We start from the raw sequence: 16,611 nt of genomic DNA, 5'->3' as shown, positions 1-16,611 counted from the left end.
CCAGCGCTTAATAATACCGAGACAGTTGATATTAAATCTTCTCATGGTTTCACTGAGACTTAGACCTTCTTCCCGCATCGTTTCTACCACCAGTTGCTTGAATTCTTGTGTATATCGTTTATTTGGTACTCCTTTTGGCATAAAAATCACCCCACTTGTTATTCAGTATATCATACTGTCTAACAAATGGGGTGCAGTTCACTTTAAGGATTCCGGCTATATTTGTTTTTTATGAAACAATCAGGTAGAAATCAAGGGTTGCTCTTTGGAGCCAATTTTACAAAGTGATAACTTTCTAAAATCTGAAAATACTTGGCAATACGGGGGTAGAGGGGTTCTGCCTCTTTTCCGAATTCTGCCTTTACTTCCAGTGCCAGATCCGCAACGCTTTTCTGTCCATCCATACGAGGCCAGAGAAAACTGCCCATGGTATCCAAATGAACCTGTGTGTATTTCGGTTTTTTGAATACCTTCTGTGCAATGCTGTTGAACAGTCCGCTGTTTTCTACCATCAGGGTTACGACACCATCCTCTGCTGTTTGCCAATTCTCGATGTTATGGGATGGAATCATATCCAGATAATTGATTTGTGGTGTTTCTTTTTTCTTTTTCATGCTTATTTCTTCACCCTGTTTTTACCCCAAAGGGAGGATTTCAACAGTGTCAGAATGATCAGAGCCAGTACAACGATGCTGCCGATGACGCCCAGGCTGAAGCCGTTCAGGAGATTGGAAGGATCGATTGTGAATACTGCCAGAATTGCCAGTGCGATACCAACCAGACCTTCGCCGGCGATCATACCAGCGCAGTACAGAGTACCGTCGTTGAGCTGTGCGTCTTTTGTTTTCTGGTCTACGTTCTTTCTTCTGTTCATCAGCAGATTGATGATACCGCCAATCATGATACATGCATTCAGCTGAACGGGAAGATACAGACCAACAGCAAAAGGCATTACAGGTACACCAACGATTTCAATGCCGATGGCAATGAATACGCCGATGAATACCAGAGACCAGGGCAGGTCGCCGCCCATGATACCTTCTACGATCATTTTCATCAGTGTTGCCTGAGGCGCAGGGATTTCCGCTGTGCCATAGCCCCATGCTTTGTGCAGCAGGTACAGAACGCCGCCGATAGCCAGGGAAGAAGCAAGGATACCGATCAATTCACCGATCTGCTGTTTTTTAGGTGTTGCGCCCAGCAGGTAACCTGTTTTCAAGTCCTGAGAAGTGTCACCAGCCAGAGCTGCGATAACACAGATAACGGAACCGATGGCAATGGCACCTGTCATACCTTCGATACCTGTCATGCCCATGGATTTGAGCAGCAGTGTTGCAATCAGCAGTGTTGCGATTGCCATACCGGAAACAGGGTTGTTGGAGCTGCCTACCAGACCAACCATACGTGCGGAAACGGTTGCAAAGAAGAAACCGAATACAACAATCATGATTGCGCCTGCCAGGTTAACAGGGATTGCAGGGAACAGCCAGATAACCAGTGCAACTGCAGCGATACTGATAAGGATGACGTTCATAGGCAGATCCTGATCTGTACGAGCTGTGCCGTGTGCGCCGCTGTTTTTCAGACCCTTCATTGCCTGCGCGAAAGTGCGGCAGATCAGAGGGAAAGATTTGATCAGGCTGATCAGACCACCAGTAGCTATGGCACCTGCACCGATGTAACGAACATAGCTGCCCCAAATGCCGCTGGGACCGCTTTCTGCAAAAATCTGCGCGATGGTTGTGGTACCGGGATACATAACAATGTCGCTGCCGAACAGCAGAATAATAGGAATCAGTACACACCAGCCGAACAGACCACCTACGAACATGTAGGAGGAAATTCTGGGGCCTACAATGTAACCAACACCAATCAGCGCAGGGTAAATCTGGGTACCAATCTGACCGCCCAGACTTTTGAATGTGTAGTTGATTTCACTGGGAACCAGTTTCAAGCCATCTACAATGAATTTGAAGATAGCTGCAAAGCCCATGCCTTTGAATACGGTGGAAGCGTTGGAACCGCCTTCTTCACCAGCCAGCAGTACGTCTGCACATGCTGTACCTTCGGGGTAGGGCAGAGTTGCATGTTCCTTTACAATCAGCGCGTTACGCAGGGGTACCATGAACATAACGCCCAGGATACCACCGCAAAGTGCGATGACTGTGATTTCCAGAAGACCAGGGTTTTCCCCTTTACCTTCCGCTGCCCACAGGAACAGAGCAGGCAGAGTGAAAATTGCACCGGCTGCCAGGGATTCACCGGCAGAGCCGATTGTCTGTACGATATTGCTTTCCAGAATGGAGTTTTTCTTCATGACGATACGGATAATTGCCATGGAAATAACTGCCGCAGGAATGGAAGCAGATACTGTCAGACCAACACGAAGACCTAAGTATGCATTTGCTGCACCAAAGATAATCGCTAACAGGACACCGACGATAACAGATGTCACTGTGATTTCCGGGGTTACTTTCTCCGCCGGAATGTACGGTTTGAAATCTTTGTTTTCGCTCATGTTTCTCTTCCTTCTTTATAATTCTTTTTGATTGACCAACATGTATCAGTATAGTATAAAACGATATGTACGACAAGTGTTTTATGCATATTTTCATATGTTTTTTCGTGAAATTATCGTTATTTCCATTTATTTACAGTAAGATTTTTGAAATTTTTTATCTAAATTGTACATTTTTAAATACCTTGTATGATAAGAAAGACGGAAAATCAATGGTTTGCGGATATAAAGCTTTAAAAAGTGGCTAATTACATGGCGTGAATATAAAAATGTATGGTTACATAAAAAGACAATCTTTGCGAAAGATGAAATAAATTGAAAATTAAAAATGAAATTACACTTTTTGTGTAGTAATTTTCTAGAAAGCGTAAGAAAATGTATACCGATATATCTGACAAATGACCGACAAATAAGCATACACAAAATAGGTTCGCAAAACAACTTTCCTTTAAGAAGACATTGATTTTCTATTTCCTTGATTTCTTAAGAGAAATTCCGACGACCTTTTTATAATTAAGAAAGCCAAAATCCTTTGTCATAATAAGGCTTTTGGCTTTCTTTGTTTTTGTATGAAGATGCCTCTAAGCATATAGTCTTTTTCCTGATTACAAAATAAAAACAATATGGGGGGATGTAGAACAATTCTGATGAAAATAAAATAGCCGGAATCCTTCATGTTTTAAAGATTCCGGCTAAATTTCTTTGTGTAGCAGTTTTAAATGATGTACTGCTTTTGATTTTGTGTAAGTTTAGAGCAATTCTTCGTAGCTCTGGATATACCGATCTGCAGTGCTGGAAATGGCTTGTTTTTCACTGTCAGAGGTAGGGTCTGCAATGGCATAGACAGTAAAACCGCCGTCTTTTGCGCTTTTGATTGCGTAGTAAGCATCTTCAAAGACAATGGTATCTTCTAAAGTACCGCCCAACCGTTCCATCATCATTTGGAACACTTTGGGGCTATCTTTGGATGCGCCTACTTCGGTACATGTTGCCACAAATTCAAAATAGGGCAGCAGTTCCAGACGATTCAGCGCAAGATGGATATAATCCGCTTCGGAAGCAGTCAGAATACACATCTTTGTGCCTTTGCTTTTTTCCTGTTCCAGAAATTCTTTTACAAAAGGCTTCAGTGGAATGGAATTTGCATACTGGTCTGCAACATAAGAAATGACTTCGTCACAGATTTCCCGTACAGTCTGTGTTGCCCCCAATTCCTGACGGAAAAATTCTGCCGTCTGTGGCAATGTCTGTTTTTTCATCACAGAAAGCAGATTGGGGGGAATGGGAATGTTGTGGCTTTCCAGATAGCGTTTTCCTGTGTTTCTCCAGACAGGCATGGAATCAATGAGTGTGCCGTCCAGATCGAAAATAATATGTTTTGTCATATGCGTATCCTTATTTATTGAATTTGTCGATTTTTTCGTTGATGGTCAGTACGCCAGTAGGGTTGTGGAATACTTTGATATATGTTTTTGTGGAAGGTGCGCCTTCTTCGATGGGGATTTCCTGACAGCGTTTTGCGATCGCCATCAGACCTTCCAGATCGCCTTCGATGGTGGTTTCAAAAGGACCAACCACATAGTGATAACCTGTGCTGTCAATGTAGGCAATGACTTTATCTACAATGGCAAGAACCTTTTCTGTTTCTGTAACGTCAGGCAGTACCTGAACTGCAATACTTGTTGTATACATTTTTCAAAACCTCCTTTTTCCGTCAGTTTAGCACTTTTTGGAAAAAAAGGCAAGGGCAGCAGAAGGGGCAAAAGACACAGTTTTTGATGGTTTTTGAGTAGAAAAAAGTCCTTACCCAGATGGGTAAGGACGAAAGAAATCAGGATTTTTTCTTTTCAAAAATGATAAATACAAGTGCACAGATACCCAGCAGGATGGGGTAATAGCAGAAAGGTACGATTTCTACGGAAGATACGCTGACTGCTGCGGTGGCTGTTGCGGCAGAAGCATACAGCATCTGTGCACCGTAAGGAATCAGCCCCTGGAAAACGGATGTGAAAATATCCAGCAGGGATGCGGTTCTCTTAGGAGAAATGTCGTAATCGCTAGCGATTTCCTTAGCAATGGGACCTGCAATAACGATGGCAACAGTATTGTTTGCTGTGGAGCAGTCTACAACGGAGGACAGAGCGGCAATCCCGATCTGTGCGCCTTTGGGACCACGGATGCAGCGGCGGATAATGTACAGAAGCCAGTCGATACCGCCATTTTGACGTACCAGAGAAACCAGACCGGCAACGATGATGGAAATAACGGTAATATCGTACATACCCATGATACCTTCGCCCATGATGCCGAAGCTTTCAATGAGAGTGAAGTCGCCGTAAGCGATACCGATGCACAGAGAAAGAAATGTGCCGCCTACCAGCAGCATAAATACGTTCAGACCAGCCAGTGCACCGATGAGTACCACCAGATAAGGCACGATACGGATGAAGTTGTATTCCAGTGCTTCTTCCATGACATAATCATTGCCTTTGGTGCGCAGGAAGAGTAAAATAGCTGTCAGGATTGCTGCGGGCAATGCGATTTTGAAGTTTTCACGGAATTTGTCTTTCATATCGCATCCCTGTGTTCTGGTAGCAGCAATGGTTGTGTCAGAAATCATGGACAGGTTATCCCCGAACATGGCACCACAGACAGCAGCGCCGATACACAGCGGCATTGCAATACCAGTTTTTTCACTGATACCGATGGCAATGGGTGCCAGTGCAACAATGGTACCAACGGATGTACCCATGGAAGTGGAGATGAAGCAGCCTACCACAAAGACCCCGACCACGGCAACGCTGCCGGGCATGATGGATAAGCCAAAGTTTACGGTGGAATCTACACCGCCAGCCGCTTTTACAGAAGCGGAGAATGCGCCTGCCAGAATAAATACCAGACACATGATCATGATGTTTTCGTCACCGGCACCACGGGCCATGTTGTTCAGCTTTTCTTCAAAGGAGAGTTTCTGTCCTTTTGGATTCTGGAGAAAAGCCACAACGAGTGCAATGACGAAGCCCACAATGGCAGGCAGAGAATCGCCGAACATGCCGCCATAAGAGTTGTCGATGATACCCACTGCGATGAACAGCACAAGGAACACCACAATGGGAATCAGTGCGAAAGGGTTGCCTTTTTTCATACTGAGACCTACTTTCTTTTTTTATTTTTTTACCTTACTGTAATCATACAACAGCATTCGTTATAATACAAGATAGATGCAAAAATATAAGTTTTGTTTGAACTATAAAAATAATTTTGACGAAAATACGGAAAAAACATGTGAGAAAAAAAGCAAATTTTTTTGTGTTCTTACAAAAATCCATAAAAATAGAAAATATTCTACAAAATAGGTATAGGAGAAATAGAAAATAACAGATATAATAGGGTAAAAAGAAGGAATATGCATTCTTTTTGCCTAAAAAGGGGGGATTGTATGGCAACATTAAAAGATATCGCAGATCAGACGAATGTTGCTTTATCCACAGTATCGCGTGTGCTGAATGAAAAACCGGACATGCATGTGACAGAGGAAACACGTCGCCGTATTTTGGAAACAGCAGAAGCGTTGGGATATCGTAAGGAACGTCAGCAGGAGCAGAAAGAGCAGGTCATCGGCATTGCCTATGAAACGGCAGGGCTGTCTATACCGGCTTTTTATATGGCAATGCAGGCGAAAACATATTTGGAAGAGTTGTGCAGGCAAAGAAAAATCCGGTTGTTCAATATTTCTTTAGAGCAGAATAAAAAGCTGGAACCTATGCCGCATTTGACAGGGATTGCAGCCATTGGACAGTTTGATACGCAAAGCGCAAAGCAGCTTTCTGAATGTAACAGCAATGTGATTTTTCTAGGAGATTCACCAGATTTGGCGGAATATACCAGCATCTCACCGGATTATCGCATGGCTGTGGATATGATTCAGACAAAGTTTGTGGAACGGGAATATAGTCGTGTGATCTATGCGGGCATTGCGGAAAATGAAGCGAAAGCAAAAGAAGGCATGGTATATCACTACTGGAAGTATATGGCGGAAAAGCGTGGTTTTACAGAGAAATTCCTGACCTGCAATAACCGAATGGAAATGCAGGAAAATTTACAGGAGTATCTCAAAGCAGAAGAACAGCGGACAGCTATTTTTGCTGTAGACGAGCGCACGGCAATGAGCATTGCAGCGGCTATCTGGGGAAGCGGAAAGAAAGTGCCGGAAGAAGCAGGTATTCTAACACTGAATTGTTTCTTTACCAATCCGGGAACAGAACCGCTGTTTTCCACCATTGACTTTGACATTTGTCAGTATGTTGCGATTTTGCTTTCCTGTCTGGAACAGCAGTATGCTTTAGGGTCAAAGGGAAAGAAAATCGTGCTGCCTTTTAGTTATACGGACAGGGCAACAATTTGAGGAGAAAAAGTGACATAATTTCTATTTTTTTACAGTTTCATAAGAAAAAAAGACAGACGTATCACCAAACTTTTTCCCTATTTTGTGTAAAATGGAAAAAAAGGAGGAAACTGTCTTGAGGGCTTGTTTCTGGGTACGTTGTGCCGTATAATATAGGTCGATATTCTGTCAACCAAAGGGGCTCCGATGTCTGCCGCTGGCAGGCGTCGGATTTTTTTGGAAACAATTTCGACAAAATGCAACTTTTTTTGCGTTAATTTTGTCTATATAGAGAGTAAGAAATAGGAGGAACAGTGCATTGGATTTTGGAAGTATTCCGTTTATCATATGGTTTTTGCCTGTATTTGTATTGATATATTATTTGATACCTTCAGCCCAGGGGAAAAAAGCTGCCATTATCGTAGGCAGTATTTTCTTTTATGGCGTGTCATGCCTGTCTTGGCTGCCATATCTGCTGGGATTGACTGTATGTGCCGTTGCAGCTGCGTTTTGGGTGCGGAAAAAAGGTAAGCCGGCTTTGATTATATCTGTTTTGGCATTTACAGCGTTTTTGGTTTGGAATAAAGCATCAGATCAGCTGATGCCCGGTGTCAGCTTCGTAATCTTTACCATTCTGGCACTGCTTGTGGATACGTATCGCAAACCCACAGAAAAAAGTTTGCTGGATTTGGTATCTTATATTCTGTTTTTCCCGAAACTCCTTTCTGGTCCTATTGCCCGTCTGGAGCAGATGGAAACAAGAAAAGTGCGGCTCATGGGGGAAAAACCTACCCGTAATGGTGTGAACATCGAATATGGTGCCGCATGTTTTATCATTGGTCTGGGCTACAAAGTGCTTCTTGCCAATCAGCTGGCAGGACTTTGGCGAGAAATTCAGACCATTGGGCTTCCCAGTGTTTCCACACAGCTGGCGTGGATGGGTGTCATTGGCTACAGTTTGCAGCTGTATTTCGATTTTCAGGGGTATTCCCTGATGGCAATCGGTATTGCGAAGATGTTGGGCTACACCATGCCAAACAACTTTGACAGCCCCTATTTGTCCAAATCCGTATCTGAATTCTATCGCCGTTGGCATATTACCCTTGGTGCGTGGTTCCGGGATTATGTTTATATCCCTCTGGGCGGCAGCCGAAAGGGAACTGGCAGAACCATCATCAATCTGTTCGCCGTATGGCTTTTGACCGGATTGTGGCATGGCTTTGGTGTAAACTTCTTGATGTGGGGGATGTTCCTGTTCTTCTGGATTGCTATGGAAAAAATCTGGCTGCGTAAATTTTTGGAAAACAAGCCATGGCTGGCGCATATCTATGTATTGTTGGTGATTCCATTGTCCTGGGTATTTTTTGCATTGCCGGAATTATCAGATATCGTATGGTGTTTCCTGCGGCTATTTGGTCCCATTGTGCCTTATGAAGGCATCAATGTGTCAGCAGGAGATTATCTGAAATACGGCAGTATGTATTGGCCTTTCCTGGTGGCAGGTATCTTCTTTGCTTTCCCCTTTGGAGAAAAGTGGCTGAAGCGGAATTACCGCCGTGGTTTGGGGATTCTGGCGTTGCTGGTGATTTTCTGGATGTCTGTTTATCAGCTTGCCATGGGATTGAATAACCCCTTTATGTATTTTTCGTTTTGAGGTGATGCACAATGAGAAAATTCAAATATCCGCTGCTGTTGCTGCTGGTTTTGTCTGTTGTCGCGGCAGAAGGCTATGGGCAGTATGTGCGTGTCCAGGGAGCGGTTGAAATGAATGACGGAAAATTTCATCCCGGCGTTGCCTATGCTTGTATGGATTTGAAAAACCGCATGCAGAATAGCGGCAAAACAGAATCTGCTTGGAATGTTATTGTTGGGCAGGAACAGGAAACAGAAGCGGAAGAATGGCCTGTTCGCGAATTTGAAACTGTAGATCAGTCTTATTTTGACGATGCGCTGTTTATTGGCGATTCCCGTATGGTAGGTATGTCAGAATATTCCGGTTTGGATAACGCAACATACTATGCGGAAGTTGGGCTGACCATTTATTCGCTGTTTGATGAACCCATTGCGCCATTGGCAGACGGCAGTATGGGAACACTGGAACAGGCTTTGCGTGAAAAACAGTTTGGTAAGATTTATCTGATGGTCGGTATCAATGAACTGGGTACCGGTACCAGAGAAAAGTTTTTGGAAACATATTCGGCTGCGGTGGAACATATCAAAGAATTGCAGCCCAATGCCATCATCTTCATTCAGGGTATCTTGTATGTAACAGAAGAACGTTCTGCAGAAGATGAGTATATCAACAATCTGAATATCCAGCTGCGTAATATGGATATTTCCAAATTGGCAGATCAACGGCGTACATTCTATATTGACGTCAATACGGTATATTCCGATGGCAAAGGAAATCTTTCCACAGAATATACCTTTGACAGTGCCCATTTGAAGGCAGCCTGCTATGATCAGTGGGTAACCTTCCTGATGGAGCACGGGATTGTTACAACACCGCCGGAGAGCTGAAATTTTCATAAGATAATCAAGAAAGCTGAAGTCTATGCGATAGATTTCAGCTTTCTTATTATCACAGAATGTTTGCTTAAGGAAAAGCAGCTTTTTGTATTACGCCCGTTCATATTTTGCATGTCCAACCAAAAAACCAATACTGCCAACCAAAAAATCCTGAAATTGAGAAAGGGAAGCAATGGCATCTTGAGATGGAGAAGTACACATGCGGACAAAGGTGAGGATGACCAGTGAGAAAAAACCTACGCCAGCAACGATGAGGATTTGCTGTCGGATACGGCAGTTTGTGCCAGATGGCAGAGGAGCTTCCTCAGAGGGGGATTCTGCGGGGATTTTTTCGCGGCTTTCCAGAGGAATTTCATTTTCGCTTTTCTCTGGCATGCTCCCAAAAGCATTGCTGATGAAATAACCAAATATGGTGGCAGCGGAACTGCGGATCATGGCATCCATAGCATCAAATTCCTTTGTGAGATCAGGCGGCAAAAAAATATGCCAAGCTGATTGTAATAATAAAAACAGCAAAAACAGGCAAAGACAGCGGTCTGAAAGACGCATATGCCGCAGAGAATGACGCATATGCCGCGGAGAATGACGGAGCCGCTGGGCAAGACACTTTTTCTTCATAGAATCACCTGATTTTCTTTTGTTGGTTTATAGTATGAGTGGATTGGAGGACTGTGAAAAAGTTTTTGCCTTACAGTCACCAAAAAGAAACAGAGGCATATCTTGTCAATATAAAAAAATTAAAGGACTGCTTTTCAATGGAAATCAATGCAATGGAAAATCAGACTTGTCCCGCAGTGGGGTATCAGGCGGCTTCCGTATGTGTACCCGTTACAGTAACACCTTTTGCAGAGGCTGGGAAAACAGTTACAAAATGCTGTGGCGATCCGGTAGTCGTATCCGGCAGAGATACTTGTGAAGGTGTGAAAAACGGTACTTGTTCTTTCACCATTTCCCAGAATATTTGTGTGGCAGTACCTGTAGCCTTTGGCGCTGTGGCAACGGTTGGCGAAAGCTATGTAAACTGCAAAGGCGCAACAGCCGAGGATGTCTGCACAGACTGCGCTGGTATTCCGCCTGTAACAGAACCGGTTGTTCCTGACCCTATGGTTCCCGGCGTGGATGCTTAACGGACGCTTCCATTCAATATAGGATAAAGTAAATTTGCTCCTTAAGAAATGTGTGCAAACCTCCATTTCTTAAGGGGTTTTTATATCCTATGAAATTTCTGGTATTTTTGTAGGATTTATGTTAAAATAAGTCTGCAATAGAAATATATTAGGTAAAAGGAGGCGCAAATGGGGGCATTCAAAAAGGGACAGGCTTTGTTTTTGTATTTTATGGCTTATGCTGTCATTGGCTGGATTTACGAAGTTTTTTTAGAAGTGGTGGTATACCGCTGGGGATTTTCAAACAGGGGTTTTTTATTTGGACCATATTTGCCGGTTTATGGTTTTGGTGCTGTCATTATTTTGCTGGTGTTACAGCCCTTGAAAAAGAAACGGATTGCCATTGGAAAAATCAATGTCACACCCATACTGGTGTTTTTGGGTATTGTGGCTTTGACAACGGGGTTGGAACTTTTGACCAGTTACATCATGGAATGGACTACAGGGGGATGGCTTTGGGATTATGAGCGCTTTGCATGGAATTTTCAAGGCAGAATTGCCCTCAATCCAAGCATTCGCTTTGGCATTGGTGGCATGTTTTTCCTCTATTGTGTACAGCCGCTGCTGGAAAAAGCCAATGGCGCTTTGACAGTAAAAACGAGAAGTCTGTTGTCAGGGAGCCTGTTTGTATTGATTTGTGTGGATTTTTTCTATCATATATTTTTGACAGTGTAATAAAGAGGTGTAAGATATGATTCGTGTGAATACAGAAACATGTATCGGCTGCGGTATGTGTGAAAAAGATTGTCTGGCTAGTGCCATTCGTGTGGAAGATGGCAAGGCAAAAGTGAAAATGAAATGTATGGAATGTGGGCATTGTGTGGCAGTCTGTCCTGTGGGAGCAGTTACCATGGATGGCGCTTATGACATGGCAGATGTGATGCCTTACGATGCGGAAACATTCAAAGTACCTGCGGAAAATTTCCTGAACTTCCTGAAATTCCGTCGTTCCACAAGACAGTATCAGCCAAAAGCTGTGGAACAGGAAAAACTGGAACGTGTTGTGGAAGCGGGACGCTATACCCCAACAGCCAGCAACGGACAGAATGTACATTTTGTCGTAGTGCAGGAACAGATGGAACAGGTAAAAGATCTGATCTGGGAAGGTTTGGAACGGATGCTGGAAGCAGGCGAAATTCCTCATTACCGTGGCATGCTCCAGCGGTTTATTGACCGCAGAAAAGCGGATAAAACACAGGATGCGCTGTTTTTTGGTGCCCCTGTACTGGTGGTATTGACATGTGAAGGACCTTGGAATGCTCCACTGGCTGCCAGAAGTATGGAATTGATGGCAGAAGCAGAAGGGTTGGGCTCCTTGTATAGTGGCTTTATCCAGAGAGGAATTTTCTACAGCCCGGAAGTACAGGAACTCCTTGGTATCACAGGAGAACAAGTAGCCGTTTGTATGCTCATGGGATATCCTGCTGTGAAATATCGCCGTACGGTTCCACGGAAAAAAGCAAACGTTACATGGAAATAAGAAATCAAAAAGACTGTCGTATTTTGACAGTCTTTTTTTTATGCCATTCAGCCGATGCGACAAGTTTTGCCTGTCTATTTTTTTATAATAGGGGCAGGAGGGAACAATGTGGAACTTTACATAGATGTGGTGTTTTTCGTCAATGGCATCTGTTCCTGCCTGACACTATGGACTGCCGGAAGGCTTTTGTCCAGAAAATGCCGTTGGTGGCAGCTCATTTTAGGCGGATTTGTTCCATCACTGTTTTTTTGCCTTTTGTTGGTATTTGGTATAAAAACGGGATTTGTGCTGTCTGCTGTCATGATGCTTCTGGGGCTGGAAATTACGTATTTCCCCAAAAGCTTCTCAGGATTCTTCCAGCTTCTGGCAGCGTTGGGGATAGCTTCTTTTCTGTTGGGTGGTTTTCTGGAGATGCTTTTTGCTTTTACGGATGCCCAGCGATTTCTGGGGAAAGGGCTGACCATTTCCGTTTCCATGATGCCATGGCAGCGTTTGCTTTGGGGCTGTCTGCTGTTTTACATACTCCTGAAAGCAGGAGGAAGATGGCTGGAATGTCATGGTAAAAACAGAGGACAGTATTGTAGGATAACCGTGGAATCCGGCGGAAAAACAGTGAATTGCACAGGTTTTCTGGATACGGGCAATGAACTGCGCACAGAAAGGGGAAAACCCGTGGTGGTTTTGGAACTTGCCAGATGTGTACCTCTGCTGCCTAAGGAAAGTGCCCTTTGTCTGCTTTTGGGAAAATCTCTGCCAGAAAAAGATGCGGCATTTTTCTCTCAAATACCTTTTGCTGCCGTAGGAACATCATCCGGTATGCTGACTTTGTTTACGGCAGAACATTTAACTATAACACAGGGCAAAATCCGCAGGAAATATGAACAGATGCCCATTGGCATTTATATGGATCGTTTTACAGGTGGGTCAGCTGCACTGGTTCCGCCTGTTTTGTTGGAGGAGGAAGGCATATGAAAGCATGGAAGTATCAACTGTTTTTCTGGAAATATCGTCTGGAAAGCTGGTTGAAGAAGTGGCAGAAAGCCACAGGGATTTTTTATATTGGAGGAAGTGATGTATTTCCGCCGCCGCTGAAGCCGGATGAAGAGGCTTTGCTGTTGGAGCAGCTAGGCGGCGAGGATGATTTGCAGGTGAAATCCGTACTCATCGAGCGAAATCTGCGTCTGGTGGTATATATTGCCAGAAAATTTGAAAATACAGGTATCAATGTGGAAGATTTGATTTCCATTGGTACCATTGGACTTATCAAAGCCATCAATACGTTTAAAACAGATAAGAACATCAAGTTGGCAACCTATGCTTCAAGATGTATTGAAAATGAAATTCTCATGTATCTGCGCCGGAATAGCAAAACCCGGGCAGAGGTTTCCATAGATGAGCCACTCAATGTGGATTGGGAGGGAAACGAGCTGCTGCTTTCTGATATTTTGGGAACGGAAAGTGATGCCATTTACAAGAGCATCGAAGACGAGGTCAACAAAGACCTGCTCCACCAAGCCATGGAGAAGCTTTCCGGCAGAGAGCGGCAGATCGTCCAGATGCGTTTTGGAATTTTGCCGGAAACCACAGAACGCACCCAAAAGGAGGTGGCAGATATTTTAGGTATCTCCCAATCCTATATTTCCCGTCTGGAAAAGAAAATTATGGGGCGGCTGAAAAAAGAAATGAATAAATTGATGTAATGGAGAGAGAAAGAAGGTGAGAACCCCTGTGCCATGCACGGGGGATTTTTCATGTGTCCAGATAATGAAGGGGTTCAAAGTCCGTATTTTTCGTTCTGCCACAGCCGTTTTCAAATGCCTGCATCGGCTGTCCATGGCTCTGAAAGGAAATGCGTCTGGTGCTGTCTCGACATTCCTGTAAGTTGGTGATGGCTTCCGTCTGTTCTTTGCTGCGCATGAAATCAACTCCTTTTTCAACAGCATATCCTTTTTCTAAAAAAGTATGCTCCTGTTTCCATAGAAGAATATGGCAGTTTTTGCGAGGTATATTTTGCCTGCCCGCAGGGAAAATTCTTTCATAGAATTTCGAAAGAATTCGAGCGGGGGTGTAGGCAATGGGATATTATAAAAAAGTAGAGATTAGTGGCGTGAATACAGCGCAATTGCCAGTGTTGAGTGCATTGCAGGCAAAGGAACTGTTCCGTCGGTATCATGACGGTGACGAAAGCGCCAGAGAATTGCTCATAGAGGGGAATTTGCGTCTTGTTTTGAGTGTGATTAAGCGGTTTGAGAACCGCAATGAAGATATGGACGATTTGTTTCAGGTAGGCGTCGTGGGGCTTTTGAAAGCCATTGAAAATTTCAATCCAGATTTAGACGTTATGCCTTCCAGTTATCTTTGTCCTATGATTAGTGGGGAAGTGCGGCGGTATCTGCGAGATAATAATACCATTCGGGTTTCCCGTTCCCTGCGGGATACGGCATATCGTGCCTTGCAGGTGCGGGAACGGCTCACAGCAGAGAAATCCAAAGAACCTTCTGTGGATGAAATTGCCAAAGAAATGGGATTGCCCAAAGAAAGCGTGGTGCAGGCATTGGATGCCATACAGGACCCGGTTTCTCTTTTTGAACCAGTATACCATGACGGCGGAGATACGCTCTTTGTGATGGATCAGGTCAGTGACGACAAAAACGGTGATAAGCTTTGGCTGGAAAACCTTTCTTTGCAGGAAGCCATGCATCATTTATCAGAGAGGGAAAAGAAAATCGTTGCACTGCGGTTTTTTGAAGGGAAAACACAAACGGAAGTCAGTAGTGAAATTGGCATCAGTCAGGCCCAGGTTTCCCGTCTGGAAAAATCTGCTTTGAAGCGGATGCGGAAGTATGTGTGATTTATAGAAAAAGGTTTCCTTTTTGTGGATGTGGTTTCTATGGACAACCGTCCTTTTTTAGAGTAAAATATTTTTGAGTAAAACGAAAATATTTTTGAATCAAGGAGGAATTTGTTTATGAAACTGCGTGCAGAAGATACAGCAGCACTTTTTATCGATTTTCAGGAACGTCTGGTTCCTGCCATCCATGACAATGAAGCCATTGTGGAAAAAACAGTAATCCTGGCAAAAGGTTTGCAGGAATTTGGTGTGCCTGTGGCTGTGACTCAGCAGTACACAAAAGGTCTGGGCGATACTGTTCCTGCAGTAAAAGAAGCTTTTGCTGATTTTAATTATATGGAAAAAACATCTTTTTCCTGCTGTGAATGTGAAGAATTTGCTTCCTGGGCAAAAGCGCTGGGCAAGAAAAACATCATCGTTTGCGGCGTAGAAGCGCACATCTGTGTATTGCAGACTGTACTGGATCTGATGGAAGCTGGTCTGAACGTATTCGTTCCTGCAGACTGCATTGGTTCCAGAAAACTGTACGACAAAGAAATGGGCATCAAACGTCTGGAAAAAGAAGGCGCATACCTGACAACTTGCGAAGCGGTTCTCTTTGAACTGACAGGCGGCGCAAAATCCCCTCATTTCAAAGTGATTTCCAAACTGGTAAAATAAAAGGATTTTCAGGACACTCCTGCGGGGGTGTCCTTTCCAACAATGAGAAACAGAAAGAAGGCGGCTTATGGGTTTCTGGAAAAACTGGAAGGGCAAAGAACATTTTCGCACCATTACATACCATCGAAAACTGGTTCGGCAGAATTGTTTTCGTGTCGGTTTGTACCGGCAGGGACTGATGCATGACCTTTCCAAATATTCTCCGACAGAATTTCTAGTGGGTGCAAGATATTTTCAGGGAGACCGCAGCCCCAATAATGCGGAACGTGAAGCAAAGGGCTATTCCTCCTCTTGGCTCCATCACAAAGGACGGAATAAGCACCACTTTGAATATTGGATTGACTATACTTTGAAACCGGGAGAAATTCTGGGCGGTATGAAAATGCCCGTACATTTCGTTGTGGAAATGTTTATGGACCGTATTGCGGCATGCAAGGTATATCAGAAAGAAAACTATACAGATGCCAGCCCTTGGCTGTATCATAAACAAAGCAGAAGGGTGCATACACTGATGCATCCAGATTCTTTGCGGCTGCTGGAACGTTTGCTGAAAATGCTGGCAGTGCGTGGGGAAGATGAAACATTTGCTTATGTAAGAAAAATCCTGCGCCACGATCGACAGCAAAGACTGCGGGAATTTCTGCATCGGAATGAAATCAGAAAGAAAAGATAAAAAGACTCCATATAAGCTGATTTTCCTTAAGAAAACATTGCATTTTCTTGTTTTTGATTTCTGAAGGGAAATTGCGATGGCTGTCTTTAGAAGAAAATGTACCGAATAAATTTTTCTAAAATAAGAAAGCTGAAATCCTTTGTTATGAACTGCACCCCATTTGTTAGACAGTATGATATACTGAATAACAAGTGGGGTGATTTTTATGCCAAAAGGAGTACCAAATAAACGATATACACCAGAATTCAAGCAACTGGTGGTAGAAACGATGCGGGAAGAAGGTCTAAGTCTCAGTGAAACCATGAGAAGATTTAATATCAACTGTCTCGGTATTATTAAGCGCTGGGAGC

Annotated in this window: 18 protein-coding genes; 11 read left to right on the top strand and 7 right to left on the bottom strand. The window is 43.8% G+C overall.

The window, feature by feature from the left end:
- Window positions 1-251 precede the first annotated feature (251 nt).
- The 5 genes from BUB35_RS14740 to BUB35_RS14720 form a co-directional block, all read right to left on the bottom strand.
- Window positions 252-614 (bottom strand): PqqD family protein, encoded by a 363-nt coding sequence (locus BUB35_RS14740; protein ID WP_072852988.1) that lies wholly within the window; start codon window positions 612-614, stop codon window positions 252-254.
- 2 nt (window positions 615-616) lie between these two features.
- Window positions 617-2,518, bottom strand: a complete 1,902-nt coding sequence (locus tag BUB35_RS14735; RefSeq protein WP_072852986.1) for an OPT family oligopeptide transporter — start codon at window positions 2,516-2,518, stop codon at window positions 617-619.
- Between the two features lie 749 nt (window positions 2,519-3,267).
- Window positions 3,268-3,903 carry an HAD family hydrolase gene (locus tag BUB35_RS14730; protein WP_072852984.1) on the bottom strand — a complete coding sequence of 212 codons (636 nt, stop codon included), beginning with the start codon at window positions 3,901-3,903 and terminating at the stop codon, window positions 3,268-3,270.
- 10 nt (window positions 3,904-3,913) lie between these two features.
- Window positions 3,914-4,210 (bottom strand): thiamine-binding protein, encoded by a 297-nt coding sequence (locus tag BUB35_RS14725; protein WP_022254475.1) that lies wholly within the window; start codon window positions 4,208-4,210, stop codon window positions 3,914-3,916.
- Between the two features lie 139 nt (window positions 4,211-4,349).
- On the bottom strand, window positions 4,350-5,663 hold the full coding sequence (locus BUB35_RS14720) for a Na+/H+ antiporter NhaC family protein (protein ID WP_072852982.1): 1,314 nt from the start codon (window positions 5,661-5,663) through the stop codon (window positions 4,350-4,352).
- Between the two features lie 294 nt (window positions 5,664-5,957).
- Here BUB35_RS14720 and BUB35_RS14715 point away from each other — a divergent pair, with 294 nt between their 5' ends.
- The 3 genes from BUB35_RS14715 (at window position 5,958) to BUB35_RS14705 (ending at window position 9,422) form a co-directional block, all read left to right on the top strand.
- Entirely contained in the window at window positions 5,958-6,923 is a 966-nt protein-coding gene (locus BUB35_RS14715) for a LacI family DNA-binding transcriptional regulator (protein ID WP_072852980.1), read from the top strand.
- Between the two features lie 298 nt (window positions 6,924-7,221).
- Complete coding sequence (locus BUB35_RS14710; protein ID WP_072852978.1) at window positions 7,222-8,556, top strand: MBOAT family O-acyltransferase; 1,335 nt, start codon at window positions 7,222-7,224, stop codon at window positions 8,554-8,556.
- 11 nt (window positions 8,557-8,567) lie between these two features.
- Window positions 8,568-9,422 (top strand): GDSL-type esterase/lipase family protein, encoded by an 855-nt coding sequence (locus BUB35_RS14705; RefSeq protein ID WP_072852977.1) that lies wholly within the window; start codon window positions 8,568-8,570, stop codon window positions 9,420-9,422.
- 99 nt (window positions 9,423-9,521) lie between these two features.
- Here BUB35_RS14705 and BUB35_RS14700 read toward each other — a convergent pair whose 3' ends face one another.
- Window positions 9,522-10,049: a hypothetical protein gene (locus tag BUB35_RS14700; RefSeq protein WP_072852975.1), complete on the bottom strand. Its 528-nt coding sequence runs from the start codon at window positions 10,047-10,049 to the stop codon at window positions 9,522-9,524.
- Window positions 10,050-10,186: 137 nt separating this feature from the next.
- On the opposite strand from BUB35_RS14700, the gene BUB35_RS14695 reads away from it, so the two are divergent.
- The 5 genes from BUB35_RS14695 (at window position 10,187) to sigE (ending at window position 13,777) form a co-directional block, all read left to right on the top strand.
- The gene (locus BUB35_RS14695) at window positions 10,187-10,558 is read left to right on the top strand and encodes a hypothetical protein (RefSeq protein ID WP_072852990.1); all 372 of its coding nucleotides are present in this window, start codon (window positions 10,187-10,189) and stop codon (window positions 10,556-10,558) included.
- Window positions 10,559-10,726: 168 nt separating this feature from the next.
- Window positions 10,727-11,272: a putative ABC transporter permease gene (locus BUB35_RS14690; RefSeq protein ID WP_072852973.1), complete on the top strand. Its 546-nt coding sequence runs from the start codon at window positions 10,727-10,729 to the stop codon at window positions 11,270-11,272.
- Between the two features lie 16 nt (window positions 11,273-11,288).
- The gene (locus BUB35_RS14685; RefSeq protein WP_072852972.1) at window positions 11,289-12,077 is read left to right on the top strand and encodes a nitroreductase family protein; all 789 of its coding nucleotides are present in this window, start codon (window positions 11,289-11,291) and stop codon (window positions 12,075-12,077) included.
- Window positions 12,078-12,185: 108 nt separating this feature from the next.
- Window positions 12,186-13,049 carry a sigma-E processing peptidase SpoIIGA gene (locus BUB35_RS14680; RefSeq protein ID WP_072852970.1) on the top strand — a complete coding sequence of 288 codons (864 nt, stop codon included), beginning with the start codon at window positions 12,186-12,188 and terminating at the stop codon, window positions 13,047-13,049.
- Window positions 13,046-13,777 (top strand): RNA polymerase sporulation sigma factor SigE, encoded by a 732-nt coding sequence (gene sigE / locus BUB35_RS14675; RefSeq protein ID WP_072852968.1) that lies wholly within the window; start codon window positions 13,046-13,048, stop codon window positions 13,775-13,777. Before BUB35_RS14680 ends, sigE begins: the two co-directional genes overlap by 4 nt.
- Before the next feature lie 49 nt (window positions 13,778-13,826).
- Here sigE and BUB35_RS19105 read toward each other — a convergent pair whose 3' ends face one another.
- The gene (locus tag BUB35_RS19105) at window positions 13,827-13,994 is read right to left on the bottom strand and encodes a hypothetical protein (RefSeq protein WP_022254464.1); all 168 of its coding nucleotides are present in this window, start codon (window positions 13,992-13,994) and stop codon (window positions 13,827-13,829) included.
- Between the two features lie 157 nt (window positions 13,995-14,151).
- On the opposite strand from BUB35_RS19105, the gene sigG reads away from it, so the two are divergent.
- The 3 genes from sigG to BUB35_RS14660 all read left to right on the top strand — a co-directional run bounded on the left by sigG (window position 14,152) and on the right by BUB35_RS14660 (window position 16,261).
- Window positions 14,152-14,928 (top strand): RNA polymerase sporulation sigma factor SigG, encoded by a 777-nt coding sequence (gene sigG, locus BUB35_RS14670; RefSeq protein WP_022254463.1) that lies wholly within the window; start codon window positions 14,152-14,154, stop codon window positions 14,926-14,928.
- Window positions 14,929-15,045: 117 nt separating this feature from the next.
- Window positions 15,046-15,588: a hydrolase gene (locus BUB35_RS14665; RefSeq protein WP_072852966.1), complete on the top strand. Its 543-nt coding sequence runs from the start codon at window positions 15,046-15,048 to the stop codon at window positions 15,586-15,588.
- 67 nt (window positions 15,589-15,655) lie between these two features.
- A complete protein-coding gene (locus BUB35_RS14660) occupies window positions 15,656-16,261 on the top strand; it encodes a DUF5662 family protein (protein WP_072852964.1) in 606 nt (201 codons plus the stop codon).
- Window positions 16,262-16,611: the final 350 nt, after the last annotated feature.

It is taken from the genome of Anaerotignum lactatifermentans DSM 14214, from assembly GCF_900142265.1.
GTDB classification, from domain to species: domain Bacteria; phylum Bacillota; class Clostridia; order Lachnospirales; family Anaerotignaceae; genus Anaerotignum; species Anaerotignum lactatifermentans.
This window is presented reverse-complemented; position numbering and strand designations above follow the sequence as displayed.